Genomic DNA, 24561 nt, shown 5'->3' on the forward strand with positions numbered 1-24561 from the left:
AGCCGCGCCAGCTCGCGTCCACTGCCCACGCCTTCGAGCGTGGCGTACAGCCACAGCGCAAACAGGATGCGCGGGTCGATCGCCGCGCGTCCGGCGTTGCTGCCGCGCGCCTTGATCGCATCGGTCAGCCGGCTCAGGTCCTGCCGCTCGACGTAGCCCCATACCAGCCGCGCTCGGTGATCCTCGCCCAGCAGCGACTCCAGGTCCGATGCTCGCAGTTCGATCTGCTTGCGGTTGGGCTGCAGCAGCCGCGGCGGCTGCGCGCGCAGCGCAACGGCTCGCGCTTGCGCGGCGGCCTGCGCTGCTTGCTCATCGACGGGCGCCAAGTCCTCGAACAAAACCCCGGCCACGCTGTCTTGGTGCTTCGGATCGCTCATGCCCAACAGCAAGCCAGAGACATGCCAGCACGAGGGCAGCGGACGAAAAACTCTCACGCTCTCAGCCCTTGAGGCAGCGGCTCATGAACTCCTTGCGTTCGTCGCCCTTGCGATCGCCCGCTTGCTTGTTGCAGTAGCTCATGCGCTCCTGTGGCGTCATCTTCGCCTTGCCGGCGAGGCATTGCGACATGAACTGCTTGCGCTCGTCGCCCTTCAGATCACCGGCCTGCTGATTGCACTGCGCCATGCGGTTTTGCTGCGTGTTCAGCTGCTTCGGCTCGTCGGCATGAGCGCCCGCTGCGCCCAGCAGCAGCGCGCCGGCCAGCCAGATGGAAACCTTCATTCCTCGTCTCCTCGAATGGGCACCGGCCCGGTCCCGGCGCGATTGGAGCAGAGGCGCCTGGGCGCGGCAAGCCGCACGGGGGTGTGCGCCGTGCTACAGGATGCGCCGCGGGTGGTGCAGCGCCTCGTGCGCCGCGTGCAGCCGGCGCACCAGCACGCCGATGAAAGCCTGGTCGAACAGGTGGCGCGTGCCCAGCGCGAGCTGCGTGTAGGTCTGCGGCGTGAACGAGATCGTCACGCAAGGCGCGGTGACGATGACATCGGCGCGGTGCGTGCGCAGCTCCTCGCTCGGCGCGAGGTACGCCATCTCGCCCACCGAGGTGCCGCGCCCGAGCGTGGCCACCTTGACGCCGTCGCGCAGCACCTCGATCTCCCCTTGCGCGATGATGTGGAAGGTCTGGCCCTGCTGGCCCTTGCGGTAGATCGCGTGGCCGACTTTGAGACGCTGCCACTTGGCGCGGTGCACGACCTCCCACAGTTCGACGTCGCCGAAGCCGGCGAAGAACTCGAGCCCGCGCAGCAGGTTGAAGCGCTCCGAGTCGAGCACGCCCTGCAGCTTGCCGCGCGGGATCTCGCGGTTGGCCACCAGCGCCGACAGCCCCTGCGCGAAGGCATCCCAGTCGGGGGGACGCTCGTCGGCCGTCTTGGCCAGCGCGCGGCGCACCAGCGCGTCGAGCGACGGCGGCACGCCGGCGCGCAGCTCGGTCAGCGGCGGCGGCTCGGCGGTGAAGATCTGGCTCATCATCGCCGTCTGCGATGGCGCCTCGAACGGCGGTCGCCCGGCGATCAGGTGGTACAGCACGGCGGCCAGCGAGTAGATGTCGGCACGCGCGTCGAGCGGCGCGCCGTCGAGCTGTTCGGGCGACATGTACGCCAGCGAGCCGACGCGAAAGATCTGCGTGTGCTCCGAGGTCAGGTTCAGCACGCTGCCGAAGTCGGTGACCTTGACGTCGATGACGTGGTCGTGTTCGACGACGGCGAGCAGGTTGGCCGGCTTGACGTCGCGGTGGATCAGCCCCTGGCGCGCCATGTAGCCCAGCGCCATCGCGCACTTGAAGCCGATCTCGACGATCTGCTCGAGCGACAGCAGCGCGTCGGGGCGGCAGAAGCGCCGCAGCGTCACGCCGTGCACGTACTCCATCACGAGGTAAGGCGCCTGCGGGTCGGCCACGGCGTCGTAGATCTGCACGACGTTCGGGTGCTGCAGCCGGCCGACGAGCGCGGCCTCGGCGGCGAAGAAGCGCTGGTAGATCTGCGGGTCCGAGCCCTCGCCGGGGGCCGGCACGCGCACGCGCTTGATCGCCACCGGACGGTCGTTGAACTCGTCGTGCGCGAGCAGCACCTCGCTCGTGGCGCCTTCGCCGAGTCGCTTGAGGACGCGGTACTTGCCGATGCGCGCCGGCAGCTCGGGGTCGGTGACGAACGGCGTCGCGGCCACGGCAGCGGGCCGAATCGGCGTGGGAATCGGCGTGGAAGACGGCGGGACGACGGCGGACATGGCGTGGCAGTGCCGCTTGCGCGGCGCGTGGTGGCGCCATCGTCGCGGCGCGACGCGCGCGCGATGCCCCGAACAATGCGGCGATGGTGCGGCAATTCGCGCCGACGGCGCGGCGTGGCCCACCGGGAGCCTCAGGGGGCGCCCGTAGAATCGACTGCATGATCCAAGCCAAGCTCGAGCTGCTCGCAGCGTTGCGCCGGGCGGTGGGCGAGCTCGGTGTCGAGCCGCCGGCCACGCTCGCGTTCGAGTCGCCGAAGCAGGCCGCGCACGGCGACTTGGCGGTCACCGCGGCGATGGCGCTGGCGCGCACGCTGCGTAAGAACCCGCGCGAGGTCGCTCAGGGCTTGGTCGAGGCGCTTCGGCGCCAACCCGAGGTCCAGCGCTGGGTTGCCGCGATCGAGGTCGCCGGCCCCGGCTTCGTCAATCTGCGCCTGGCCGATGCCGCGCGCCAGGCCGTCGTCGCCGAGGTGCTCGCCGCCGGTGACGCTTTCGGGCGCCGCGAACGCAATGGCCGCCGCGTGCTCGTCGAATTCGTCTCGGCCAACCCGACCGGTCCCCTGCACGTCGGTCACGGCCGGCAGGGTGCGCTCGGCGACGCGATCTGCCACCTGCTGGCCGCGCAGGGCTGGGACGTCACGCGCGAGTTCTATTACAACGATGCCGGCGTGCAGATCGGCAACCTCGCGCTGTCGGTGCAGGCGCGGCTGCGTGGCCTGAAGCCGGGTGACGACGGGTGGCCCGAGGCGGCCTACAACGGCGACTACATCGCCGACATCGCGGCCGACTTCGCGGCGCGCAAGACGGTGCGCGCCGACGACCGCGTCTTCACCGCCAGCGGCGACGTCGACGACCTCGACGGCATCCGCCAGTTCGCGGTGGCCTACCTGCGCCACGAGCAGGACCTCGATCTGAAGGCCTTCGGCGTGCGCTTCGACCACTACTTCCTCGAGTCGAGCCTGTACGCCAGCGGCCGCGTCGACGCCGTCGTGCGCGCGCTGGTGGCCGCCGGCAAGACCTACGAGGAAGGCGGTGCGCTGTGGTTGCGCACGACCGAGTACGGCGACGACAAGGACCGCGTGATGCGCAAGTCCGACGGCAGCTACACGTACTTCGTGCCCGACGTCGCGTACCACCTAGTCAAGTTCGAGCGCGGCTTCACGAAGGCGGTCAACATCCAGGGCAGCGACCACCACGGCACGATCGCGCGCGTGCGCGCCGGCCTGCAGGCCATCGGCGCCGGCATCCCGCCCGGCTACCCCGACTACGTGCTGCACAAGATGGTCACCGTGATGCGCGGCGGCGAGGAGGTCAAGATCTCCAAACGCGCCGGCAGCTACGTGACGCTGCGCGACCTGATCGAGTGGACCAGCCGCGACGCGGTGCGTTTCTTCCTCATCAGCCGCAAGGCCGACACCGAGTTCGTCTTCGACGTCGACCTCGCGCTCAAGCGCAACGACGAGAACCCGGTGTTCTACGTGCAGTACGCGCACGCGCGCATCTGCTCGGTGATCGCGCAGTGGGTGCAGCAGCACGGCGGCGACCTGGCCACGCTCGCCAGCGCCGACCTCTCGCGCCTGACGGCGCCGACCGAGGTCGCACTGATGCTCAAGCTCGCCGACTATCCGGCGATGGTCGAGCGTGCGGCGGCCGAGCTCGCGCCGCACGACGTCGCGTTCTACCTGCGCGATCTGGCCGCGGCGCTGCACAGTTACTACACCGCCGAGCGCTTCCTCGTCGACGACCGCGAACTCGCGCGCGCGCGGCTCGCGCTGCTGGCGGCGGTGCGGCAGGTGCTGCGCAACGCGCTGGCGCTGATCGGCGTGTCGGCGCCGGAGTCGATGGCGCGCGCCGAAGAGGCGCTGGAGGACGCATGAAGGCGCAGCGTGGCGGGTTCGTGCTCGGCCTGATCGTCGGGCTGCTGGTCGGGCTGGGGCTGTCGCTCGCGGTGGCGCTGTACGTGACCAAGGTGCCGGTGCCTTTCGTCGACAAGGTGCCGCGCCCGCCGCAGAACGAGGCCGCCGAGGCCGAGCGCCTGAAGCGCTGGGATCCGAACGGCCCGCTCAGCGGGCGGCCGGCGCAGCGCGGCGAGTCGGCCTCGACGCCGGCGGTACCGCCACCGGCGGCGTCGGCGGCAGCGCCGCCTGCGCTGGCCAACCGCCCGGCCGCCCCCGGTGCCGCGACCGCGCCGCCGGCCGCCGCCACCCCGCCGCAAACCCCGGCCGCCACAGCGCCATCTGCGGACCCTTTCCGCTACTTCGTGCAGGTGGGCACATACTCACGCGCCGAGGATGCCGAGCAGCAGCGGGCCCGACTGGCGATGCTCGGCTTCACGGCGCGCGTGAGCGAGCGCGAACAGGCCGGCCGCACCGTGTACCGCGTGCGGCTGGGGCCGTTCGAACGCAAGGACGAGGCCGACGCCGTGCAGGAACGATTGAAGGGCAACGCGGTCGAGTCAGCGTTGGTGCGCGTGGAGCGTTGAAGATCACGACACCTGCACGCATCGCCGCGCGCGTTGCGCTTTCCCGTCACCCCGTGCCGCCGCCCTGCGGGTGCGGCCGCCCCAATGAGGACCACGACCATGAATCGCCGCCAGTTCACGCTCCGCGCCGCCGCCGTCGCCACGCTGCCGTGGGCCGGCGCGGCCCACGCGCAGCCTGCTGCCTTCGTCGAGGGCCGTGACTTCGTGCGCCTGGCCACACCGGTGGCGACGTCGGGCGGCGGCAAGATCGACGTCCTCGAGTTCTTCTGGTACGGCTGCCCGCACTGCAACGCGTTCCAGCCGGCCATCGAGGCATGGGCGGCGCGGCAGCCCGACTACGTCGCGTTCCGGCGCGTGCCGGTGGGCTTCAGCGCGCTGCACGAGACGCACGCCAAGCTCTACTACGCACTCGAGGCGATGGGCGAGATCGAGAAGATGCACCGCCGCGTCTTCGCCGCGATGCACGTGCAGCGCCGCCGCCTCGACAAGGAAGCCGACATGGCCGCGTTCGCTGCCGAGCAGGGGCTCGACCGCGACAAGTTCCTCGACGCGCTGCGCTCGTTCGGTGTCGCCACCAAGGCGCGCCAGGCCAAGGCACTGGCCGACGCGTACAAGATCGACGGCACGCCGTCGATCGGCGTCGGTGGGCGCTTCTTCACGTCGGGCAGCCTCGCCGGCAGCAACGAGCGTTCGCTGCAGGTGGCGAGCTTCCTCGTCGAGCGCATCCGCAAGGGCGGCTGAGCCGGCGCGCCGGTGCGGTGGCGACGCGCCACCCGCGCCGAAATTTCACAAACCACCGGCGGCGTGCCGACGCGAAGGGGCTAGAATGGCCTGCAATTTCCATGCCGCTATGCGCTGCCGCCTGACTGCCCCGCTGCCGCCGCTGCTGGTCGCGTTCACCGTCGCGCTGTCGGCCGCCGCGCCGGCCGTCGCGCAGCGCAGCGACCGCACCCAGCCGATGACGATCGAGGCCGACCGCCAGAGCACGGTCGACCTGGCCAAGCGGGTCGTCGTCTTCGTCGGCAACGTCGTGATCACGCAGGGTTCGCTGCGCATCACGGCCGAGCGCGTCGAGGTGCGCGAGACTCCGGAGGGCTGGCGCAGCGCGGTGGCCCTCGGCGAGGCCGGTCGCCCGGCCACGTTCCGGCAAAAGCGCGACGGCGTCGACGAGGTCATCGAGGGGCGCGCCGACCGCATCGACTACGACGGCCGCGCCGACACCGTGCGGCTCGCCGGCAATGCGCTGCTGCGGCGTCTGCGTGGCGGCGCGCCGGCCGACGAAGTCACCGGCGCGCTGATCACCTACGACAACGTCAACGAGACCTTCAGCGTCAGCGCCGGCGACGGCGGTGGCCGCGTGCGCGCCATCCTGACGCCGCGCGAGTCGGCGCCGGCGGGTTCGCGGCCGTGAACGCGCTGCGCGAGCCCGCGCCCTCCACGCCGGTGTCGCTGCCGGCCACGACGGCCGTCAGCCGCCTCGAAGCCGCCGGTCTCGAGAAGCGCTACGGCGCGCGCCGCGTCGTCAAGGGTGTCGGGCTGGCGGTCAGTGCCGGCGAGGTGGTCGGCCTGCTCGGCCCCAACGGCGCCGGCAAGACGACGATCTTCTACATGGTCGTCGGGCTGATCCGCGCCGACGCCGGCGAGATCCGCATCGACGGCCAGCCGGTGCATCACCGGCCGATCCACCAGCGCTCGCGACTGGGGCTGAGCTACCTGCCGCAGGAGGCATCGATCTTCCGCAAGCTCACGGTCGAGGAAAACGTGCGCGCCGTGCTCGAGCTGCAGCGCGGCGCCGACGGCCGGCCGCTGAAGCCGGCCGAGATCGAGCGCCAGCTCAACGACCTGCTGCTCGAGCTGAGCATCGACAAGCTGCGCACCAGCCCGGCGCCGGCGCTGTCGGGCGGCGAACGACGGCGCGTCGAGATCGCGCGCGCGCTGGCCACGCAGCCGCGCTTCATCCTGCTCGACGAGCCGTTCGCCGGCGTCGACCCGATCGCCGTGATCGAGATCCAGCGCATCATCGGCTTCCTGAAGGCGCGCGGCATCGGCGTGCTGATCACCGACCACAACGTGCGCGAGACGCTGGGCATCTGCGACCGCGCCTACATCATCAGCGACGGCCAGGTGCTGGCCGAGGGCACGCCCGCCGACATCGTCGACAACGCCGACGTGCGCAAGGTCTACCTCGGCGAGCACTTCCGCATGTAGCCGGCATGAGCATGAAGCCGTCACTGCAGGTCCGGCTGTCGCAGCACCTGGCGCTGACGCCGCAGCTGCAGCAGTCGATCCGGCTGCTGCAGCTGTCGACGCTCGAGCTGCACCAGGAAGTCGAGCAGATGCTCGAGCAGAACCCGTTCATCGAACTCGACGACGAGGCCGCCTCGCCGTTCGAGGCTTCGCTCGACGCCGCGGCCGAGCGCGCACTGCCGGCCGATCGCATGGCCGAGCCCGACGACACCGACGGCCGCCTCGACGACGCGGAGCCGGCCGGCCTCGACGGCACCGAACTCGGCACGACCGAACGCGACGACTGGGCCAACGGCACCGAAGGCGACGACTTCGACGGCATCCGCGAGACGCCCGCGGCGGCGGCGACCGACGACGACTTCGAGCCGCAGGAGCGCGGCCCCGGCGACACGCTCGCCGACCACCTGCGCCGCCAGGTGCTCGGCATGCGGCTCGCGCCCGAGGACGCGGCCGCCGTCGAGGTGCTGATCGACTCGCTCGACGACGACGGCTACCTCGCCGACACGCTCGACGAGATCGCGCAGCAGCTCGCCCCCGACGACGAGGAGGCGCGCGACGAGCTGCTGTCGCGGCTGCGCTGCGCGCTCGGTTGGCTGCAAAGCCTCGACCCCTGCGGCGTCGGCGCGCGCGACCTGCGCGAGTGCCTGGCGCTGCAACTGCGCACGCGGCCCGCGTCGCCGGCGCGCGACGTGGCGCTGGCGATCTGCGAACAGCACCTCGAGCTGCTGGCCAAGCGTGACATCAAGCGGCTGATGGCGGTGACCGGCGCCGACGAGGACGTGATCCGGCAGGCGCAGGCGCTGATCGTGGCCTGCGAGCCTAAGCCCGGGCGGCCGTTCGCGCGCGCCGAGGCCAACGTCGTCGTCCCCGACGTCATCGTCGTGCGCAGCGGGCGCGGCTGGAAGTGCGTGCTCAACCCCGACGTGATGCCCAGGCTGCGCATCAACGACCTGTACGCGCAGGCGATCCGCGGCCAGCGCAACGGCTCGGCGGCGGGTCTGTCGTCGCGGCTGCAGGAAGCGCGCTGGTTCATGAAGAACATCCAGCAGCGCTTCGACACCATCCTGCGCGTCTCGAGCGCGATCGTCGAGCGGCAGAAGGCTTTCTTCAGCCACGGCGAGATCGCGATGAAGCCGCTGGTGCTGCGCGAGATCGCCGACGAACTCGGCCTGCACGAGAGCACGATCTCGCGCGTGACCACCGCCAAGTACATGGCCACGCCGTTCGGCACCTTCGAGCTGAAGTACTTCTTCGGCTCGTCGCTGAACACCGAGGCCGGCGGCAACGCGTCGAGCACCGCGGTGCGCGCGCTGATCAAGCAGTTCGTCGCCGCCGAGGACCCGGCCAAGCCGCTGTCGGACAGCCAGCTCAGCCAGATGCTCGAGGAGCAGGGCATCCAGGTCGCGCGCCGCACGGTGGCCAAGTACCGCGAGGCGCTGAAGATCGCGCCGGCCAACCTGCGCAAGGCGCTGTGACGCCGGCGCCGAGCGCGTCTGCGCCCGCGCCGCGCGGCGTGGCGCTGTTCCTTTCGGCCGCTGGCGGCACCGAGACGCTGCTGGCCGACGAGTGCCGCCGCCTGCTCGGCGGCGCGGTGCGTATCGAGCCCGGCCGCGGTGGCGTCACGGTGCACGGCGACGCGGTGGCGGCGATGACGCTGAACCTCGAGAGCCGCCTCGCGCAGCGTGTGCTGTGGCCGCTGGCCGATGGCCCCTACCGCGACGAGCACGACCTGTATGCGCTCGCGCGCACGGTGCGCTGGCCCGACTGGATCACGCCGCGGCAGACGCTGCGCGTGGACACGAGCGCGCGCGCGTCGCCGCTGCGCAGCCTGCACTTCGCGGCGCTGCGCATCAAGGATGCCGTATGCGACGCGCTGCGCGATGCCACCGGCGCACGCCCGAGCGTCGACACGCGCGACCCCGACCTGCCGCTGCTGCTGCACCTGGGCGCGGCGCACGCGACGCTGTACGTCGACACTTCGGGCGAGCCGCTGTTCAAGCGCGGCTGGCGCGACGCCGCCGCTGCGGGCCGCGAAGTCAAGGGCGAGGCGCCGCTGAAAGAGACACTGGCCGCCGCGATGCTCGCCGCCGCCGGCTGGCAGGGCCGCGCCGAAGACCTGCCGCTGCTCGACCCGTGCTGCGGCGCCGGCACGATCGCGATCGAGGCCGCGCAGCTCGCGTGCGGCATCGCGCCGGGCGCGCAGCGCCGCTTCGCGTTCGAGCGTCTGGCGCCGTTTCGCGACCACGCGGCGGCCTGGCAGGCGTTGCGGCGCGACGCGCGCGAGCGCGTGCACGCGCCGGCGGTGGCGGTGTTCGCCGGCGACGTGTCGTTTCGCATGACCGATTTCGCTGCGCGCAACGCCGAGCGCGCCGGCGTCGCCACGGCGATCGCGTTCAAGACGGCCGACGCGCTGCAGCGTCCGCCGCCGGCGCCGCGCGGCGTGCTGATGCTCAACCCCCCCTACGGCGAGCGCATCGCGCCGAAGGGGCGCGGCGCGAACGCGCGTGAGGGCTTTACCGACGCCGGCGGTGGCGACGACTTCTTCGCTGCGCTGGCCGCGCACTGGAAGCGCCACTACGGCGGCTGGACGGCCTGGGTGCTCAGCCCCGACGCGCAGCTGCCGCGGCGGCTGCGGCTCAAGGAGAGCCGGCGCGTGCCGTTGTGGAACGGCCCGATCGAGTGCCGGCTGTACCGCTTCGACCTCGTCGCCGGCTCGGCGCGTGGCGCCCGCCACGCCGGCGACTGACGGCCGTCAGCCGGTCGCGTCGAGCGTGAGCCGCTGACCGCTGGCCAGCGTGTGGATGCGGTGCGACAGGCCCAGCGCCGCGACCTGTCGCATCACGGTGTCGACCTCGCCCGGCTTGACGTGCGTGACGTGCACGTCGACGCCCGGGGCCAGCCGCGAGAGTTCACCCGCCAGCGACGACGGACTGAGGTGTCCGCTGATCGCCGCCAGCGCGGCATCCTCGTCGCCGAACGCCGTCTCGATCACGACGTGCGCGACCGGCAGCGCACGCAGCCGCTGCCACAGCGCGGGGTTCGGTCCGGTGTCGCCGCTGAAGACCCACGCCGGGGCGCCTTCGCGCGGCTGCACCGCGAAGCCGACGGCCGGCACCGTGTGCGCGGCCGGCAGCACTTCGACGCGGCGCGCGCCGAAGCACAGCACGTCGCCGACGGCGAACGGCACGAACCGCAGCAGCGGCTGCTCGACGCTGGGCAGGCGGCTGAAGTCGGGCCAGATGACGTCGTTGAAGACGTGGGTGCGCAGCGCCGCGATCGTGGCCGGCAGCGCGTGCACCGCGATCGGCCCGCGCCCGGTGGCGATGCGCCGGCGCGAGACGGTGTCGGCCAGCAGCCCGATCGCCAGCACGTGATCGAGGTGCGAGTGGCTGACGACGACGTGGTCGATGCGCAGCAGCTCGTCGAGCGAGAGGTCGCCGACGCCGGTGCCCGCATCGACGAGCAGGTCGTCGTCGACGAGGAACGCCGTCGTGCGGCTGCCCGCGGCGATCGACCCGGAGCAGCCGAGCACCCGAATCGTCATCGTCGTCGCGGCGGGGATCTGCGTCGCGGCGGGCCGCGGGGCGACGCGAGCGTCGGCGGGTGGAACGAGCAGCATGGCCGCGATGGTGCGGTGGCCCTGCGGGATCCGCAAGCGGGCGATGCCGCACCGCGCCGCAATGCATGTGCCGTCGATCCATCGCGGTGGCGCGCGTGTGAGAACTTCACGCGCCGCGGCACGCGGCAGCGGACTTCGCCGATGCGTGGCGCGACACCCGGCACGCGCCCCCTTCCCCGCCGACCGCCGCGCCGGCGCGCGGGCGGTGACGGGCTCAGGCCTGCACGAACTGCATCTGCGTGCCGGCCAGCTCGATGACGTCGCCGTTCTTCAGCTGGATCGCGTCGCCGACCAGCGGCGTACCGTTGACGGTCGGCCGCGAGCTGCCCTCGACGTGGGCGAGCACGTAGCCGGCCGGCCGTTTGGTGATCGACGCCACCTGCACGCCCGGCTTGCCGACGGTCGTGACGACCTTGGTCAGTGCGACTTCACGGCCCGCCGCGGCGCCGTTGAGCACACGGATCGACGCCGGGCCCACCGGCGAGGCGAGCGAGCCGAAGCCCGACATCGCGGCCGTGCGCGACGCGACGAAGCCCGGCGCCGGTGCCGCGGCGCCCGGGCGGATGATCATCGTGTGCTCGTAGTCGGCGCCGCCGTCGTTGACGAGGTACTTGATCTTGTACTTGCCGATCTCGATCGTGTCGTTGTGCTGCAGCAGCTGGCGCTTGACCGCCTTGCCGTTGATGTAGGTGCCGTTGGTCGAGTTCAGATCCTCGATGAAGACGTCCTGCCCGGCCATCTGCAGCACGGCGTGCTCGCCGCTGACAGCGAGGTTGTCGATCACGATGTCGTTGTAAGGTCGCCGCCCGAGCGTCGTCTTGTCCTTCGTGATCTGGACTTCCTTGATCACGACACCGTCGAGAGAGACGACCAGCTTGCCCATGCGCAGGACCTCAGTAGTGTGCGGACCGCCCGGCGCGCCGCGCGCCACAGGCGGGTCTCAGCGCTTGAACGGCCACCAGGACCGGCCGCCGGCCGACGCGTTGCCGCCGACCCTTGCCAAGACAAGGGAAATATTATCCCTTCCACCCGCGTCGTTGGCGGCGTCGATCAGCGCGCGGCCCGCGTCGGCCAGTGTCGCGTGAGATTTGAGCAACTGCGCCAGCGCGGCGTCGTCGACCATGTCCGACAGGCCGTCGGAGCACAGCAGGTACAGGTCGCCCGGCAGCACGTCGTGCAGGTGCGTCTCGAGCATCACCGTGTCCTCGACGCCGACCGCGCGCGTGACGAGGTTCTTGTGCGCCGCGAAGGCCGCCTGCTCGGGCGAGATCAGGCCGGCGTCGATCTGCTCCTGCAGCAGCGAGTGGTCGCGCGTGATCTGCACGAGCTTGCCGCCGCGCAGGCGGTACGCGCGCGAGTCGCCGACGTGGCCGATCAGCAGGTGCGGGCCGCGGAACACCGCCACCACCAGCGTCGTGCCCATGCCGGCGTACTTCGGGTCGGCGTTGGCGGCGTTGAAGATCGCGCGGTTGGCGTTGTCGACGCAGATGTCCATCGCCCGCCGCACATCGGCGTCGGCCGCCTCGGCGCCGGCCTGGTGCAGCCAGCGGCCGAGCTCGGCGCGGATGAACGAGGTGGCCATGCCGCTGGCGACCTCGCCGGCGTTGTAGCCGCCCATGCCGTCGGCCAGCACCGCCAGTGCACAACCCTCGTCGAGGGCGACGGAGTCCTCGTTGTTGTCGCGCGCGCGCCCCTTGTCGATGGCAGCGAAGAACTCGAGGGTCATGAGGGGCGCGCTGGAAACGGTGGAGGCACGAGGCCGCGACGGCCGACGATTGTGCACCGACTGCCCGCGGGCACACGCGGGCAGCAGGGCGGCGGCGGGTTCACACGACGGTTCCCGGCAGGCGGCGCAGGTGCAGCGCGAACTCGGCGGCGGTCGGGCGCTGCGACGCCTCGCGGCTCAGGGCCCGGGCGAGCAGGTCGGCGAGCGCCGGTGGCAGGTCGGGGCGCAGCTCGGCCAGCGCGCGCGTCGCGCCCTGGGCCATCGCGCGCAGCAGCGCGCCCATCGTCTCGCCGGCGTATGGCAGCGTGCCGGCGAGCAGCTGGAACAGCGTCACACCGAGCGCATAGACGTCGCCGGCGGCCGACGGCGCGCCGCCGGCCAGTTGCTCGGGCGCCATGAACGCCGGCGTGCCCAGCAACACGCCGGTGCGGGTGCGTGCGGCGTCGAGCGCGCGCGCGACGCCGAAGTCGGTGATCCACACGCGGCGCGTGGCCGCGTCGAACACCAGGTTCGCCGGCTTGAGGTCGCGGTGCACGAAGCCCATCGCGTGCGCGTGCGCGAGCGCGTCGGCCACGTCGGCGCCGAGCTTGAGCACGAGCGGCTCCGGCAGCCTGCGTGCGGGGGCGGCGTAGCGGCGCAGGTCGGTGCCGGGCAGCAGCGCCATCACGAGGTACGGATGCGCGCCTTCGATGCCGCCGCCGAGCACCTCGACGATCGAGGGGTGCCGCAGCCGCTGCAGCGCCTGCGCCTCGCGCGCGAACGACGACATCACCGCGTCGTCGCACGCAGCGTCGGCGTCGGCGTCGGCGTCGGCGTCGCAGGCGTCGAGCACTTTGAGCGCCACGCGCTGCGTCGAGCGTGGCTCGACGGCGACGTACAGCGTGGCGCTGCTGCCGCGCGCGAGCAGGCGTTCGATGCGCACACCGGCGAATGCCGCGCCGGGCGCGAGTGCCGCGGCGCGCGGGGGCCGGCCGGTGCTGCCGTCACCAGGGCCGCTGGCGTTCATCGCCCGGTGACGCGATGCGGCGAGCAGCCGCGATCAGGCCGCCGGCGCCGCCGCGGCGCGGCGCGACGCGATCCACTTGCCCCACACGAGCACCATCAAGGCGCCGGCGACGCCGGCGGCGTACTTGACGGCATCGGTCTGCGGCACCTTCGGCATCCACGTCCATTCGCCCGGCTGCGCGACCGCCGGATCGCCGACGGCCATCGTCCCGGCGATCCAGCCCAGCAGCATGCCGCCGGCGGTGATGATGAGCGGGAAGCGGTCCATCAGCTTGATGACGAGCTGGCTGCCCCAGACGATGATCGGGATGCTGACCAGCAGGCCGAAGATCACGAGCGCGAGCTGGTGGTCGGCGTGCGCGCCGTGCGCCGCGCCGGCGATCGCGATCACGTTGTCGACGCTCATCACGAGGTCGGCGACGATGATCGTCTTGACGGCGGCCCACAGCTTGTCGCTGGCTTCGATGTTCGCGTGGCCGTCGTCGTCCTCGGGCACCAGCAGCTTGATGCCGATCCACACCAGCAGCGCGGCGCCGACGAGCTTGAGGAACGGGATCGCCAGCAGCGTCAGCGCGAAGAAGATCAGCACGACGCGCAGCCCGATCGCGCCCGCGGTCCCCCACAGGATGCCCTTCATGCGCATGCGCGGCGGCAGGCGCCGGCAGGCCAGCGCGATGACGACGGCATTGTCGCCACCGAGCAGGATGTCGATCATGATGATCTGGCCGACCGCGATCCAGAACGCGGGGGTCAGGAACTCTTCCATCCGGGTCTCCCTAGCCTCGGGCGCCAGTGTAGGCGCCGCCGCGGCGCGCGCCTTGCGTAGAACTACAGATCGCGCGGCACCGCGAACGTCCGGTGGGCGGCGCGTCGAGCGTCGGCGGCGCCTGCGCAGGCGGCCCCACCAAGCGAACGGGCCGCCTCGAAGCGGCCCGCGCAGCGTTGCCGTGCCGGCGCGGCCCGTGGGCCGCGCCGCGCGCTCACAGCAGCGACTTGAGCAGCCGGCCCATCTCCGACGGGTTGCGCGTGACCTTGAAGCCGCACTCCTCCATGATCGCGAGCTTGGCGTCGGCGGTGTCGGCGCCGCCACTGATCAGCGCGCCGGCGTGGCCCATGCGCTTGCCCGGCGGCGCCGTGACGCCGGCGATGAAGCCGACCACGGGCTTCGTCATGTGGTCCTTGCACCAGCGCGCCGCGTCGGCCTCGTCGGGGCCGCCGATCTCGCCGATCATGATGACGGCGTCGGTCTCGGGGTCGTCGTTGAACATCTTCATCACGTGGATGTGCTTGAGCCCGTTGATCGGGTCGCCGCCGATGCCCACCGCGGTGCTCTGGCCGATGCCCAGCTCGGTCAGCTGCGCGACGGCTTCATAAGTCAGCGTGCCCGAGCGGCTGACGACGCCCACCCGGCCTTTCTTGTGGATGTGGCCCGGCATGATGCCGATCTTGATCTCGTCGGGCGTGATCACGCCGGGGCAGTTCGGCCCCAGCAGCAGCGTCTTCTTGCCGCCGGCGGCCTCCTTGGCCTTCATCTTGTTGCGCACGATCAGCATGTCGCGGATCGGGATGCCCTCGGTGATGCACACGACGAGGTCGAGGTCCGCCTCGACGGCCTCCCAGATCGCGTCGGCGGCACCGGCCGGCGGCACGTAGATCACGCTGACGTTGGCCCCGGTGGCCGCTTTCGCGTCCTTGACCGACGCGTAGATCGGGATGCCCTCGAAGCTCTCGCCGGCCTTCTTCGGGTTGACGCCGGCGACGAAGCAGGCCTTGCCATTGGCGTAGGCCTGACAGCCGCGGGTGTGGAACTGACCCGTCTTGCCGGTGATGCCCTGGGTGATGACGCGGGTGTCCTTGTTGATCAGGATGCTCATGGGGTGCGGCTCCGGGCTTACTTGACGGCGGCGACGATCTTCGTCGCGGCTTCGGCCATCGTGTCGGCGCTGATGATCGGCAGGCCCGACTCGGCGAGCATCTTCTTGCCGATGTCCTCGTTGGTGCCTTTCATGCGCACAACCAGCGGGACGTTCAGGTTGACCGCCTTGCACGCGGCGATCACGCCCTCGGCGATCGTGTCGCAGCGCATGATGCCGCCGAAGATGTTGACGAGGATGCCCTTGACCTTCGGGTTGCGCAGCATGATCTTGAACGCCTCGGTGACCTTCTCGGCCGTGGCGCCGCCGCCGACGTCGAGGAAGTTCGCCGGCTCGCCGCCGAAGAGCTTGATCGTGTCCATCGTCGCCATCGCCAGGCCCGCGCCATTGACGAGGCAGCCGATGTTGCCGTCGAGGCTGATGTAGCTGAGGTCGAACTTGCTCGCCTCGATCTCGGCCGGGTCCTCCTCGTCGAGGTCGCGGCAGGCGACGATCTCGGGGTGGCGGAAGAGGGCGTTGCTGTCGAAGTTGAACTTCGCGTCGAGCGCCTTCAGGTGCCCGTTGCCCTCGAGGATCAGCGGGTTGATCTCGGCCAGCGACGCGTCGGTTTCCATGTAGCAGCGGTACAGGTTCTTGAACAACTGCACCGCCTCGGCCTGGCTCGCCTCGGGCACGCCGATGCCGCGCGCGAGCTCGAGCGCCTGCGCGTCGGTCAGACCCACGAGCGGGTCGACGAAGACCTTGATGATCTTCTCGGGCGTCTTGTGCGCGACCTCCTCGATGTCCATGCCGCCTTCGGAGCTGGCCATCATCGCGACCTTCTGCGTCGCGCGGTCGGTCAGCGCGGCGACGTAGTACTCCTTCTTGATGTCGGCGGCTTCCTCGATCAGCAGGCGGCGCACCTTCTGTCCCTGCGGGCCGGTCTGGTGCGTGACGAGCTGCATGCCGAGGATCTGGCCGGCCAGCGTGCGGACCTCGTCGATCGAACGCGCGAGCTTGACGCCGCCGCCCTTGCCGCGGCCACCGGCGTGGATCTGCGCTTTGACGACCCACACGCTGCCGCCGAGCTTCTGCGCGGCCTCGACGGCTTCCTGGACGGTGAAGGCGGGGAAACCGCGCGGGACGGGCACGCCGAACTGGCGCAGGATGTCCTTGCCTTGATATTCGTGGATCTTCATGGGCTCGGGCGGGTCGGAGAGTGGACGGGGTGCCGTCGCGGCGTCGCGCCGCGCGACACCGCGATTGTGGCCGCCGATGTTGGCATCGGGCTGACGTCGCCGATGCGGGTGGCCGACGCATCGCCGCGACGCCGGCTGTCACGAACACCGGCGCGCCGCGAAGCGCGGCGAAATGTAGCACGCACCCGCAGGCGCGCCGGCGGGCGCGGCGCGCGTGGCGCCGTCACTGTTCAGTCGTCGTTCGACCGGCCCTGCACGCCCGGCACGGCGCGGCGCACGACGTCGTGCGCGAAGCCGCGCGCAGCGAGGAAGCGCATCTGGCGCGCGCGCTCCGTGGCGTCGGCGGGGGGGCTGCCGAACTTGCGTGCCCACAGCGCGCACGCGCGATCGAGCTCGCTGGCGCGCAGCGCCGCGTCGGCGTCGGCCGCGAGCTCGATGCCGTGCTGCGCCAGTTCGTCGCGGATGCGCCGCGTGCCGAAGCGCGCCGCACGGCTTTGCACGCGCAGCGCCGCAAAGCGCTCGTCGCTGAGCCAGCCCTGCTGCTGCAGCCAGTCGAGCAGGTGATCGACCTCGGTGGGGTCTGGATCGGAGGCGCGGGATTCGTCGCCCCTGCGGCGCCGCAGGAGCTTGCGCCGCAGTTCGCTGCGGCTGTGCTCGCGCTGGGCCAGCAGCTTCAGCGCGCGCGCCTTCAGCGACGGGGCCACCGGCACGCGTGCGCTCCGCTGCCGCCCGTGCCGGCAGTGATGGGACTCACGCCCCGTCGGCTGGCGCGGCGAGCGGCGCCACGCCGAGCGACTCGCGGATCTTGTTCTCGATCTCGCGTGCCAGCTCGGGGTTCTCGCGCAGGAACTCGCGCGCGTTGTCCTTGCCCTGGCCGATCTTCTCGCCGTTGTAGGCGTACCAGGCCCCCGACTTGTCGAGCACCTTGGCGGCCACGCCCAGGTCGACGATCTCGCCCTCGCGGCTGATGCCCTCGCCGTAGAGGATGTCGAACTCGGCGGTCTTGAAAGGGGGGGCGACCTTGTTCTTGACGACCTTGACCTTGGTCTCGCTGCCGATGACTTCCTCGCCGCGCTTGATGCTGCCGGTGCGGCGGATGTCCAGGCGCACCGAGGCATAGAACTTCAGCGCGTTGCCGCCGGTCGTCGTCTCGGGGTTGCCGAACATGACGCCGATCTTCATGCGGATCTGGTTGATGAAGACCACCATGCAGTTGGTCTTCTTGATCGTGGCGGTGAGCTTGCGCAGCGCCTGGCTCATCAGCCGCGCCTGCAGGCCCGGCAGCGCGTCGCCCATCTCGCCCTCGAGCTCGGCCTTGGGCGTCAGCGCGGCGACCGAGTCGACGACGATCAGGTCGACCGAGCCCGAGCGCACCAGCGCGTCGACGATCTCGAGCGCCTGCTCGCCGGTGTCGGGCTGGCTGATCAGCAGGTCGGCGAGGTTGACGCCGAGCTTCTGCGCGTACTGCACGTCCAGCGCGTGCTCGGCGTCGATGAAGGCGCACACGCCGCCTTGCTTTTGCATCTCGGCGATGACTTGCAGCGTCAGCGTCGTCTTGCCCGAGCTCTCGGGGCCGTAGATCTCGACGACGCGCCCGCGCGGCAGACCGCCGACGCCCAGCGCGATGTCCAGCCCGAGCGAGCCGGTCGAGACGACCTGGATGTCCTCGATCTTCTCGCCCTCGCCCAGGCGCATGATCGAGCCCTTGCCGAACTGCTTCTCGATCTGCGCGAGGGCGGCCTGCAGGGCCTTGGCTTTCTCGGTGTTCAGGGCTTTGACGGGCGCGTCCATGCGGTCCTCCGGTGGCATGCGGCGATTGTGGCACAACTGGATGGGCATCCAGTACCCGCGGGCGCTCCGGCAGGCGCGAATCCCTAGAATCCGCCGACAACGCGCCCGGCAAGAGCGCGGCCGATGGCGAAGGAGACGAAGCGATGCGCATTCTGATAGCCGAGGACGACCAGGTGCTCGCCGATGGCCTGTTGCGCTCGCTGCGCAGTTCGGGCTACGCGGTCGACCAGGTGTGCAGCGGCAGCGAGGCCGATGCGGCGCTGGCCTCGCACGAGTTCGACTGCGTGATCCTCGACCTCGGCCTGCCGAAGATGCACGGGCTGGACGTGCTGCGCCGGCTGCGCGCTCGCGGCAGCACGGTGCCGGTGCTGATCCTGACCGCTGCCGACAGCGTCGAGCAGCGCGTCAAGGGGCTGGATCTCGGCGCCGACGACTACATGGCCAAGCCGTTCTCGCTGCAGGAGCTCGAGGCGCGCGTGCGCGCGCTGACGCGCCGCGGGCTGGGCACCGCGTCGAACGTGATCCGCCACGGGCCGCTGAGCTTCGACGCGACCGGCCGCGTGTGCTACATCAACGACCAGATGGTCGAGCTGTCGGCGCGCGAGCTCAGCCTGCTCGAGGTGCTGCTGCAGCGCACCGGGCGGCTGGTCAGCAAGGACCAGCTCGTCGAGCGCCTGTGCGAGTGGGGCGAAGAGGTCAGCAACAACGCGATCGAGGTCTACATCCACCGCCTGCGCAAGAAGATCGAGCAGGGGCCGATCCGCATCGCGACCGTGCGCGGCCTGGGCTACTGCCTCGAGAAGATCGCCCCCTAAGCCCGGCGGCGCCCGGCGCGAGGACGCGGCGACGGTATCCTCGCGCGCACGATGTTCGCCCGCCGGCCTGAACAGCGTTCGCTGCTCGGCGAGATCCTCGACTGGATGCTCGCCCCGCTGCTGCTGCTGTGGCCGATGAGCATGGGGCTGACGTGGGTCGTCGCGCAGGGCATCGCGAACCGGCCCTACGACCGCGACCTCGGCGAGCTCGCGCGCACCGTCGCGCAGCGCGTCGTCGTGCACACCGACGTCGTGCGCGAGGTGCGGCTGCCGCCGGGCGTGTCGGTGCTGGTGGCCGACGTGCTGCGCGGCGAGGACGCCGGCGCGATGTATTACCAGGTGCTCGGCCTGCGCGGCGAGCTGGTGGCCGGTGACCGCAACCTGCGCGTGCCGGTCGACGAGCGCATCGAGCCCGGCGTGCTCAAGTTCCGCGACGACACGATGCTCGAGGAGCCGGTGCGCGTGGCCTACCTGTGGCTCGCGGTGCCGCTCGAGGGGCGCGAGATGCCGCCGCTGGTGCAGGTCGCCGAGACGCTGGACCGGCGCTCGCGGCTGGCCACCGAGATCATCAAGGGCGTGATCCTGCCGCAGTTCGTGATCCTGCCGCTGGCCGTGGTGCTCGTGTGGCTGGCGCTCGCGCGCGGGCTGGCGCCGCTGAACGCGCTGCAGAACCGCATCCGCCAGCGCGAGGCGCACGACCTGAGCCCGATCGCCGAGCGCGAGGCGCCCGAGGAGGTCACGCCGCTGGTGCGCGCGATCAACGAGCTGCTCGCGCGCCTGGACCACTCGATGAGCGCGCAGAAGCACTTCCTCGCCGATGCGGCGCACCAGATGAAGACCCCGCTGGCGGGCCTGCGCATGCAGGCCGAGCTGGCGCAGCGCGAGATCGACGCCGGCGGCGACGCGCGCTCGGTGCGGCGCTCGCTCGAGCAGATCGCGCTGTCGAGCCAGCGCGCCGCGCACATGGTCAACCAGCTGCTCGCGCTGGCGCGCGCCGAGGACCGCGAGCAGGCGCTGCGCCAGCAGGACGTTGATCTCGTCCAGCTGGCGATCGAGACCGTCGAGGACTTCGTGCCGCGGGCGATCGACAAGCGCATCGACCTCGGCTACGAGGGGCCCTCGCTGTCCGACGCACGCCCGACGCTGCAGGGCCAGCCGGTGCTGGTGCGCGAGCTGATCCGCAACCTCGTCGACAACGCGCTGCAGTACACCCCGGCCGGCGGCGCGGTGACGGTGCGCGTGCTCGTCGACCCCTTCGGCCAGGTCGCCGTGCTGCAGGTCGAGGACACCGGCCCCGGCATCCCGGCGGCCGAGCGCGAACTCGTGTTCCAGCCCTTCTACCGCGCGCTGGGCACCAACGTCGACGGCAGTGGGCTCGGGCTGGCGATCGTGCGCGAGATCGCGACGCAGCACGGCGCCGAGATCGACGTCGAAGACGCTCACCCGCGCGCCGGCGGCGGCACCGGCACGCGCTTCACGGTGCGCTTCCCGCTCGGTGGTGTGCGCACGGCGTGATCGCACCCGCGTCAGCGGCGCCGTGCGAGCGCGCGCTCGAAGAGGCACGCGTCGTCGCGCGCGGCATCGCCATCGGCGCAGGCCTGCGCGAACACCGCGGCCGCGGCGGCGCCGAGCACCGGCTCGGGCCCGACGGCGCGTGCGGCGGCCAGCGCCAGCGCCGCATCCTTGGCGAGCAGCGCCGTTGCGGCCCTCGGCGTGTCGTCGCCGGCCAGCGCGCGGCGCAGCCGGTCGCTGGCGATCCAGCTCTGACTGCTGGACTGCTCGATCACCTCGAGCGTGCGTGCCGCATCGAGCCCGAGCTGCACGGCCAGCGCGAGCGCCTCGGCCGCACCGGCGAGGTTGACGGCCGCCAGCAGATTGTTGACGAGCTTCGTGCGCGCACCGTCGCCGGCGCGCGTGCCGACGCGAAACAGCCGCGACGCCATCGTGCGCAGCAGCGGCTCGTGGCGCGCGAACACGTCGTCGGGGCAGGCCACCATCAGGCTCATCGTGCCGTCGCGCGCGCGCGCCGGGCCGCCCGACATCGGCGCGTCGATCGCGTCGACACCGCGCGCCTGCAGCGCCGCGGCGATGCGCTCGGTGTCGTCGGGGCCGATCGTCGGGCACAGCAGCACGGCCTGGCCCGGGCGCAGCGCGTCGGCGGCGCCGCGGGGCCCGAACAGGACGTCGTCGGTCTGGCGCGCGTCGACGACGACGACGATCAGCACGTCGCACGCCGCGGCCAGCGCCGCGGCGTCGTCGGCCGCCGGCAGCGGTGCGGCCAGCGCGACGCGCTGCGGGTCGACGTCGCGCACCCCCACAGCGTAGCCCTGCGCGGCCAGCCGCTGCGCGATCGGCAGCCCCATCAGGCCGATGCCGATCACCCCGATGCGCGGCCGTGCCATCGCGTCAGCTCTGCATCAGGCGCCGGCTCTTGGCGATCGACAGCAGCATGCCCAGGCTCAGTCCGAGCGTGACCATCGCGGTGCCGCCGTAGCTCACGAACGGCAGCGGCACGCCGACCACCGGCAGGATGCCGCTGACCATGCCCATGTTGACGAACACGTAGGTGAACAGCATCAGCGAGATCGCGCCGGCCAGCAGGCGCGAGAACACCGTCGGCGCCTCGGCGGCGATCGCCAGGCCGCGCACGATCAGGAACGCGAAACCGATCAGCAGCGCGACGACGCCGGCCAGCCCGAACTCCTCGGCCAGCGCGGCGAAGATGAAGTCGCTCGTGCGCTCGGGGATGAACTCCAGGTGCGTCTGCGTGCCGTTCATGAAGCCCTTGCCCCACAGGCCGCCCGAGCCGATCGCGATCATCCCCTGGATCACGTGGAAGCCCTTGCCCAGCGGGTCCGACATCGGGTCGAGCAGCGTGCACACGCGGTGCTTCTGGTACTCCTTGAGCACGACCCAGTCGACGCCGGGCTGGCACATCGCGTCGCCGAAGGCGATCAGCGCGACGACGCCCGCCGCGCCCAGCGCCAGCACGGGCACGATCAGCCGCCACGGCAGCCCGGCGAAGAAGATCACGAACAGCCCCGCCGACAGCACCAGCAGCGAGGTGCCGAGGTCGGGCTGCTTGACGATCAGCGCAAACGGCAGCAGCAGCAGCCCTGCGGCGACGGCGAAGTCGGCCGCGCGTAGCTGGCCCTCGCGTTTGTCGAACCACCACGCCAGCGTCATCGGCAGCGCCAGCTTCATGATCTCGCTGGGCTGGATCACGGCCACGCCGATGTCGAGCCAGCGCGTCGCGCCCTTCTTCGTGATGCCGAACAGCGCCGTGGCCACCAGCAGCGCGATGCCGAGTGTGTACAGCGGCACCGCGAGCGCCATCAGCCGCTGCGGCGGCACCTGCGACACCAGCAGCAGCACCGCCAGGCCGAGCAGCATGTTGCGCACGTGGCCCGAGAAGCGCGCCCCGTGGTCGTAGCCGGCCGAGTACATCACGACGAGGCCCGCGGCGGCCAGCAGCAGCACCGCCAGCATCAGCCACGCGTCGAAGCCGATCAGCAGCGGGCGCACGCGCTGCCACAGCGACGGGCGCTCGAAGACGGCGTGCGCCCCGTTCATCGGCCCACCCCGGCGCCGGTGGCCTGCATCGCCACGTGCCGCGGCTCGTGCGCGGCCGGCGCCGCCGCCACCGGCGCCGTCGTCAAGCCGGGCAGCGGCACCTCGTCGGCGCGCCGCGGCGTGCCCACCGGCGCCGTCGAGCGGCCCTCGCGCGTGAGCGCGATGTCTTCCTCGCTCGGGAAGAGCCCGAGCAGCCAGTAGTCGAACACGCGCCGCGCGATCGGCGCGGCCGCGGCCGCGCCGAAGCCGGCGTTCTCGACGATCACCGCCAGCGCGATCGTCGGCGCCTCGAGCGGCGCGAAGGCCACGTACAGCGAGTGGTCGCGCTGGTGCTCGGCCAGCTTGGCAGCGTTGTACTTCTCGTTCTGGCGGATGCCCACCGCCTGCGCGGTGCCTGTCTTGCCGCCGCTCTTGTACGGTGCGCCGGCGAACACGCGCGTCGACGTGCCTTCCTGCGTCACGCCGTACATCGCGTCGAGCACGAGCTGCACGTGCGCCGGGTTCAGCGCCAGCGGCGGGCGCGCCGGGCGCTCGACGGGGCGGCGCGTGCCGCTGACGACGTCCTCGATCTCGCGCACCAGCCGCGGCTCGAAGCGCTGGCCGCCCGAAGCCAGCGTGGCCATCGCCTGCGCGATCTGCAGCATCGTGAAGCTGTTGTAGCCCTGGCCGATGCCCAGCGAGATCGTCTCGCCGGCGTACCAGCGCTGCTGCTCGGGGCGCTTGTACGTGCGGCGCTTCCACTGCGTCGACGGCAGCACGCCCGTCACCTCGCCGTGCAGGTCGATGCCGGTGCGCGCGCCGAAGCCGAACGGCGACAGGTGCTCGTGCATCAGGTCGACGCCCATCTCGTTGGCCAGCGAGTAGTAGTAGACGTTGCTCGACTTGACGATCGAGCGCCGCATGTCGACCGGGCCGAGCCCGGTGTCGCCGTGGCTGCGGAACAGGTGGCCGCCGAAGTTGAACGTGCCGCCGTCGTGGATCACGGTGTTCGGCGAGCGCTTGCCGCTGGTCAGCGCGGCCATCGCCATGAACGGCTTGAACGTCGAGCCCGGCGGGTAGGTGCCGCGCAGCGCGCGGTTGAGCAGCGGCTTGTCGATGCTCTCGTTGAGTTCGCGCCAGCTGTCGTGGTCGATGCCGTCGACGAACAGGTTCGGGTCGAACGTGGGCTTGCTGACGAAGGCCAGCACCTCGCCGTTGCGCGGGTCGATCGCCACCAGCGCGCCGCGGCGGTCGCCGAACAGCTGCTCGACGAGCCACTGCAGCCGGATGTCGACCGACAGCACCAGCGTGTTGCCCGGCGTCGGCGGGTGGCTGCGCAGCTGGCGCACCGCGCGCCCGCCGGCGGTCGTCTCGACCTCGGCGTAGCCGGTGGTGCCGTGCAGCTCGGCCTCGTAGCTCTGCTCGAGGCCGAGCTTGCCGATGTACTCGGTGCCGCGGTAGTTGGCCTGGGTCTCCTCGTCCCAGTCCTCCATCGCCTTCTTCTCGGCGGCGTTGATGCGCCCGATGTAGCCGATCATGTGCGAGCCGGTCTCGCCCAGCGGGTAGCTGCGGAACAGCCGCGCGTTGACCTCGACGCCGGGGAAGCGCCAGCGCTGCGCGGTGAAGCGCGCGACCTCCTCGTCGCTGAGCTTGGTGCGGATCGGGATCGAGTCGAAGCTCTTGCCCTCCTCGCGCAGCCGCTTGAAGCGGCGGCGGTCGCTCGGGCGGATCTCGACGATCTGCGCCAGCGCGTCGATCGTCGCCTCGACGTCGCTGACCTTCGACGGCGTGATCTCCAGCGTGTACGCCGAGTAGTTGCTCGCCAGCACGACGCCGTGGCGGTCGACGATCAGCCCGCGGTTGGGCACCACCGGCAGCACGGCGATGCGGTTGGTCTCGGCGCGTGTGGCCAGCTCGTCGTGCCGGATCACCTGCAGGTAGACCATGCGCGCGGCCAGCAGCGCCAGACCCAGCAGCACGAACGCGGCGGCCGCCAGAACGCGGCCGCGGAAGCGGTGCAGCTCGAGCTCGACGTTCTTCAGCTCAGCCATCGGACAC

The 24561-nt window shown here is 71.6% G+C and carries 24 protein-coding genes; 9 read left to right on the forward strand and 15 right to left on the reverse strand.

All coding sequences use genetic code 11. The features are described 5' to 3' along the window. From DRV96_RS10705 to DRV96_RS10715, 3 genes are all read right to left on the reverse strand, one after another. Positions 1-377: transposase (locus DRV96_RS10705; protein WP_473199541.1), on the reverse strand; the 377-nt coding region annotated here is incomplete at its 3' end. A gap of 61 nt (positions 378-438) precedes the next feature. Next, positions 439-720 (reverse strand): PsiF family protein, encoded by a 282-nt coding sequence (locus DRV96_RS10710; RefSeq protein ID WP_119290810.1) that lies wholly within the window; start codon positions 718-720, stop codon positions 439-441. A gap of 93 nt (positions 721-813) precedes the next feature. Beyond that, positions 814-2217 carry a serine/threonine-protein kinase gene (locus DRV96_RS10715; protein WP_119290813.1) on the reverse strand — a complete coding sequence of 468 codons (1404 nt, stop codon included), beginning with the start codon at positions 2215-2217 and terminating at the stop codon, positions 814-816. A gap of 158 nt (positions 2218-2375) precedes the next feature. Here DRV96_RS10715 and argS point away from each other — a divergent pair, with 158 nt between their 5' ends. From argS to DRV96_RS10750, 7 genes are all read left to right on the forward strand, one after another. Beyond that, the gene (gene argS / locus DRV96_RS10720) at positions 2376-4091 is read left to right on the forward strand and encodes an arginine--tRNA ligase (protein ID WP_119290815.1); all 1716 of its coding nucleotides are present in this window, start codon (positions 2376-2378) and stop codon (positions 4089-4091) included. Next, on the forward strand, positions 4088-4696 hold the full coding sequence (locus tag DRV96_RS10725; RefSeq protein WP_119290817.1) for an SPOR domain-containing protein: 609 nt from the start codon (positions 4088-4090) through the stop codon (positions 4694-4696). The genes argS and DRV96_RS10725 overlap by 4 nt, the downstream gene beginning before the upstream one ends. Before the next feature lie 99 nt (positions 4697-4795). After that, entirely contained in the window at positions 4796-5437 is a 642-nt protein-coding gene (locus tag DRV96_RS10730) for a thiol:disulfide interchange protein DsbA/DsbL (RefSeq protein WP_119290819.1), read from the forward strand. Between the two features lie 109 nt (positions 5438-5546). Beyond that, on the forward strand, positions 5547-6107 hold the full coding sequence (lptA, locus tag DRV96_RS10735; RefSeq protein ID WP_119290821.1) for a lipopolysaccharide transport periplasmic protein LptA: 561 nt from the start codon (positions 5547-5549) through the stop codon (positions 6105-6107). Positions 6108-6112: 5 nt separating this feature from the next. After that, a complete protein-coding gene (gene lptB / locus DRV96_RS10740; RefSeq protein ID WP_119290942.1) occupies positions 6113-6904 on the forward strand; it encodes an LPS export ABC transporter ATP-binding protein in 792 nt (263 codons plus the stop codon). 11 nt (positions 6905-6915) lie between these two features. Then, positions 6916-8418 (forward strand): RNA polymerase factor sigma-54, encoded by a 1503-nt coding sequence (locus tag DRV96_RS10745; RefSeq protein WP_119290944.1) that lies wholly within the window; start codon positions 6916-6918, stop codon positions 8416-8418. A gap of 38 nt (positions 8419-8456) precedes the next feature. Further along, entirely contained in the window at positions 8457-9689 is a 1233-nt protein-coding gene (locus DRV96_RS10750; protein WP_119290946.1) for a THUMP domain-containing class I SAM-dependent RNA methyltransferase, read from the forward strand. A 6-nt stretch (positions 9690-9695) separates the two neighbouring features. On the opposite strand, the gene DRV96_RS10755 is transcribed toward DRV96_RS10750, so the two are convergent. From DRV96_RS10755 to recA, 9 genes are all read right to left on the reverse strand, one after another. After that, the gene (locus DRV96_RS10755; protein ID WP_119290950.1) at positions 9696-10487 is read right to left on the reverse strand and encodes an MBL fold metallo-hydrolase; all 792 of its coding nucleotides are present in this window, start codon (positions 10485-10487) and stop codon (positions 9696-9698) included. 289 nt (positions 10488-10776) lie between these two features. Beyond that, a complete protein-coding gene (locus tag DRV96_RS10760; protein ID WP_119290824.1) occupies positions 10777-11445 on the reverse strand; it encodes an FHA domain-containing protein in 669 nt (222 codons plus the stop codon). A gap of 57 nt (positions 11446-11502) precedes the next feature. Further along, a complete protein-coding gene (locus tag DRV96_RS10765) occupies positions 11503-12288 on the reverse strand; it encodes a Stp1/IreP family PP2C-type Ser/Thr phosphatase (RefSeq protein WP_119290827.1) in 786 nt (261 codons plus the stop codon). Between the two features lie 100 nt (positions 12289-12388). Further along, positions 12389-13294, reverse strand: a complete 906-nt coding sequence (locus DRV96_RS10770) for a serine/threonine-protein kinase (RefSeq protein ID WP_119290829.1) — start codon at positions 13292-13294, stop codon at positions 12389-12391. A 33-nt stretch (positions 13295-13327) separates the two neighbouring features. Then, positions 13328-14059 (reverse strand): TerC family protein, encoded by a 732-nt coding sequence (locus DRV96_RS10775; protein ID WP_119290834.1) that lies wholly within the window; start codon positions 14057-14059, stop codon positions 13328-13330. Positions 14060-14273: 214 nt separating this feature from the next. After that, positions 14274-15167: a succinate--CoA ligase subunit alpha gene (gene sucD, locus DRV96_RS10780; protein WP_119290836.1), complete on the reverse strand. Its 894-nt coding sequence runs from the start codon at positions 15165-15167 to the stop codon at positions 14274-14276. Positions 15168-15184: 17 nt separating this feature from the next. After that, positions 15185-16345, reverse strand: a complete 1161-nt coding sequence (sucC, locus tag DRV96_RS10785; RefSeq protein ID WP_119290838.1) for an ADP-forming succinate--CoA ligase subunit beta — start codon at positions 16343-16345, stop codon at positions 15185-15187. A gap of 230 nt (positions 16346-16575) precedes the next feature. Then, positions 16576-17055, reverse strand: a complete 480-nt coding sequence (recX, locus tag DRV96_RS10790) for a recombination regulator RecX (protein ID WP_119290840.1) — start codon at positions 17053-17055, stop codon at positions 16576-16578. Positions 17056-17095: 40 nt separating this feature from the next. Further along, a complete protein-coding gene (recA, locus tag DRV96_RS10795; protein ID WP_119290842.1) occupies positions 17096-18136 on the reverse strand; it encodes a recombinase RecA in 1041 nt (346 codons plus the stop codon). 143 nt (positions 18137-18279) lie between these two features. Here recA and DRV96_RS10800 point away from each other — a divergent pair, with 143 nt between their 5' ends. Together DRV96_RS10800 and DRV96_RS10805 are read left to right on the forward strand one after the other, a co-directional pair. Next, entirely contained in the window at positions 18280-18951 is a 672-nt protein-coding gene (locus DRV96_RS10800) for a response regulator (RefSeq protein WP_119290844.1), read from the forward strand. A gap of 51 nt (positions 18952-19002) precedes the next feature. After that, the gene (locus DRV96_RS10805; protein WP_119290846.1) at positions 19003-20466 is read left to right on the forward strand and encodes a sensor histidine kinase; all 1464 of its coding nucleotides are present in this window, start codon (positions 19003-19005) and stop codon (positions 20464-20466) included. A gap of 11 nt (positions 20467-20477) precedes the next feature. Here the strand turns inward: DRV96_RS10805 and DRV96_RS10810 are convergent, their stop codons facing one another. The 3 genes from DRV96_RS10810 to mrdA are packed head-to-tail and all read right to left on the reverse strand — an operon-like array spanning position 20478 to position 24554. After that, positions 20478-21353 (reverse strand): NAD(P)-dependent oxidoreductase, encoded by an 876-nt coding sequence (locus DRV96_RS10810; protein ID WP_119290849.1) that lies wholly within the window; start codon positions 21351-21353, stop codon positions 20478-20480. Positions 21354-21357: 4 nt separating this feature from the next. Continuing rightward, positions 21358-22524, reverse strand: a complete 1167-nt coding sequence (gene rodA, locus DRV96_RS10815; protein WP_119290851.1) for a rod shape-determining protein RodA — start codon at positions 22522-22524, stop codon at positions 21358-21360. Beyond that, complete coding sequence (mrdA, locus tag DRV96_RS10820; RefSeq protein WP_119290853.1) at positions 22521-24554, reverse strand: penicillin-binding protein 2; 2034 nt, start codon at positions 24552-24554, stop codon at positions 22521-22523. Before mrdA ends, rodA begins: the two co-directional genes overlap by 4 nt. Positions 24555-24561 lie beyond the last annotated feature (7 nt).

The sequence above is a fragment of the Azohydromonas sediminis genome (assembly GCF_003574675.1).
GTDB lineage: Bacteria > Pseudomonadota > Gammaproteobacteria > Burkholderiales > Burkholderiaceae_C > Calidifontimicrobium > Calidifontimicrobium sediminis.

Coding starts and splice junctions, on each gene's coding strand:
- DRV96_RS10805 (WP_119290846.1), top strand. CDS start 19,003: ATGTTCGCCCGCCGGCCTGAACAGCGTTCGCTGCTCGGCGAGATCCTC.
- DRV96_RS10725 (WP_119290817.1), top strand. CDS start 4,088: ATGAAGGCGCAGCGTGGCGGGTTCGTGCTCGGCCTGATCGTCGGGCTG.
- DRV96_RS10775 (WP_119290834.1), bottom strand. CDS start 14,059: ATGGAAGAGTTCCTGACCCCCGCGTTCTGGATCGCGGTCGGCCAGATC.
- DRV96_RS10810 (WP_119290849.1), bottom strand. CDS start 21,353: ATGGCACGGCCGCGCATCGGGGTGATCGGCATCGGCCTGATGGGGCTG.
- DRV96_RS10745 (WP_119290944.1), top strand. CDS start 6,916: ATGAAGCCGTCACTGCAGGTCCGGCTGTCGCAGCACCTGGCGCTGACG.
- DRV96_RS10710 (WP_119290810.1), bottom strand. CDS start 720: ATGAAGGTTTCCATCTGGCTGGCCGGCGCGCTGCTGCTGGGCGCAGCG.
- DRV96_RS10715 (WP_119290813.1), bottom strand. CDS start 2,217: ATGTCCGCCGTCGTCCCGCCGTCTTCCACGCCGATTCCCACGCCGATT.
- DRV96_RS10800 (WP_119290844.1), top strand. CDS start 18,280: ATGCGCATTCTGATAGCCGAGGACGACCAGGTGCTCGCCGATGGCCTG.
- lptA (WP_119290821.1), top strand. CDS start 5,547: ATGCGCTGCCGCCTGACTGCCCCGCTGCCGCCGCTGCTGGTCGCGTTC.
- argS (WP_119290815.1), top strand. CDS start 2,376: ATGATCCAAGCCAAGCTCGAGCTGCTCGCAGCGTTGCGCCGGGCGGTG.
- rodA (WP_119290851.1), bottom strand. CDS start 22,524: ATGAACGGGGCGCACGCCGTCTTCGAGCGCCCGTCGCTGTGGCAGCGC.
- DRV96_RS10770 (WP_119290829.1), bottom strand. CDS start 13,294: ATGAACGCCAGCGGCCCTGGTGACGGCAGCACCGGCCGGCCCCCGCGC.
- DRV96_RS10755 (WP_119290950.1), bottom strand. CDS start 10,487: ATGACGATTCGGGTGCTCGGCTGCTCCGGGTCGATCGCCGCGGGCAGC.
- DRV96_RS10765 (WP_119290827.1), bottom strand. CDS start 12,288: ATGACCCTCGAGTTCTTCGCTGCCATCGACAAGGGGCGCGCGCGCGAC.
- sucD (WP_119290836.1), bottom strand. CDS start 15,167: ATGAGCATCCTGATCAACAAGGACACCCGCGTCATCACCCAGGGCATC.
- sucC (WP_119290838.1), bottom strand. CDS start 16,345: ATGAAGATCCACGAATATCAAGGCAAGGACATCCTGCGCCAGTTCGGC.
- DRV96_RS10760 (WP_119290824.1), bottom strand. CDS start 11,445: ATGGGCAAGCTGGTCGTCTCTCTCGACGGTGTCGTGATCAAGGAAGTC.
- recA (WP_119290842.1), bottom strand. CDS start 18,136: ATGGACGCGCCCGTCAAAGCCCTGAACACCGAGAAAGCCAAGGCCCTG.
- DRV96_RS10730 (WP_119290819.1), top strand. CDS start 4,796: ATGAATCGCCGCCAGTTCACGCTCCGCGCCGCCGCCGTCGCCACGCTG.
- mrdA (WP_119290853.1), bottom strand. CDS start 24,554: ATGGCTGAGCTGAAGAACGTCGAGCTCGAGCTGCACCGCTTCCGCGGC.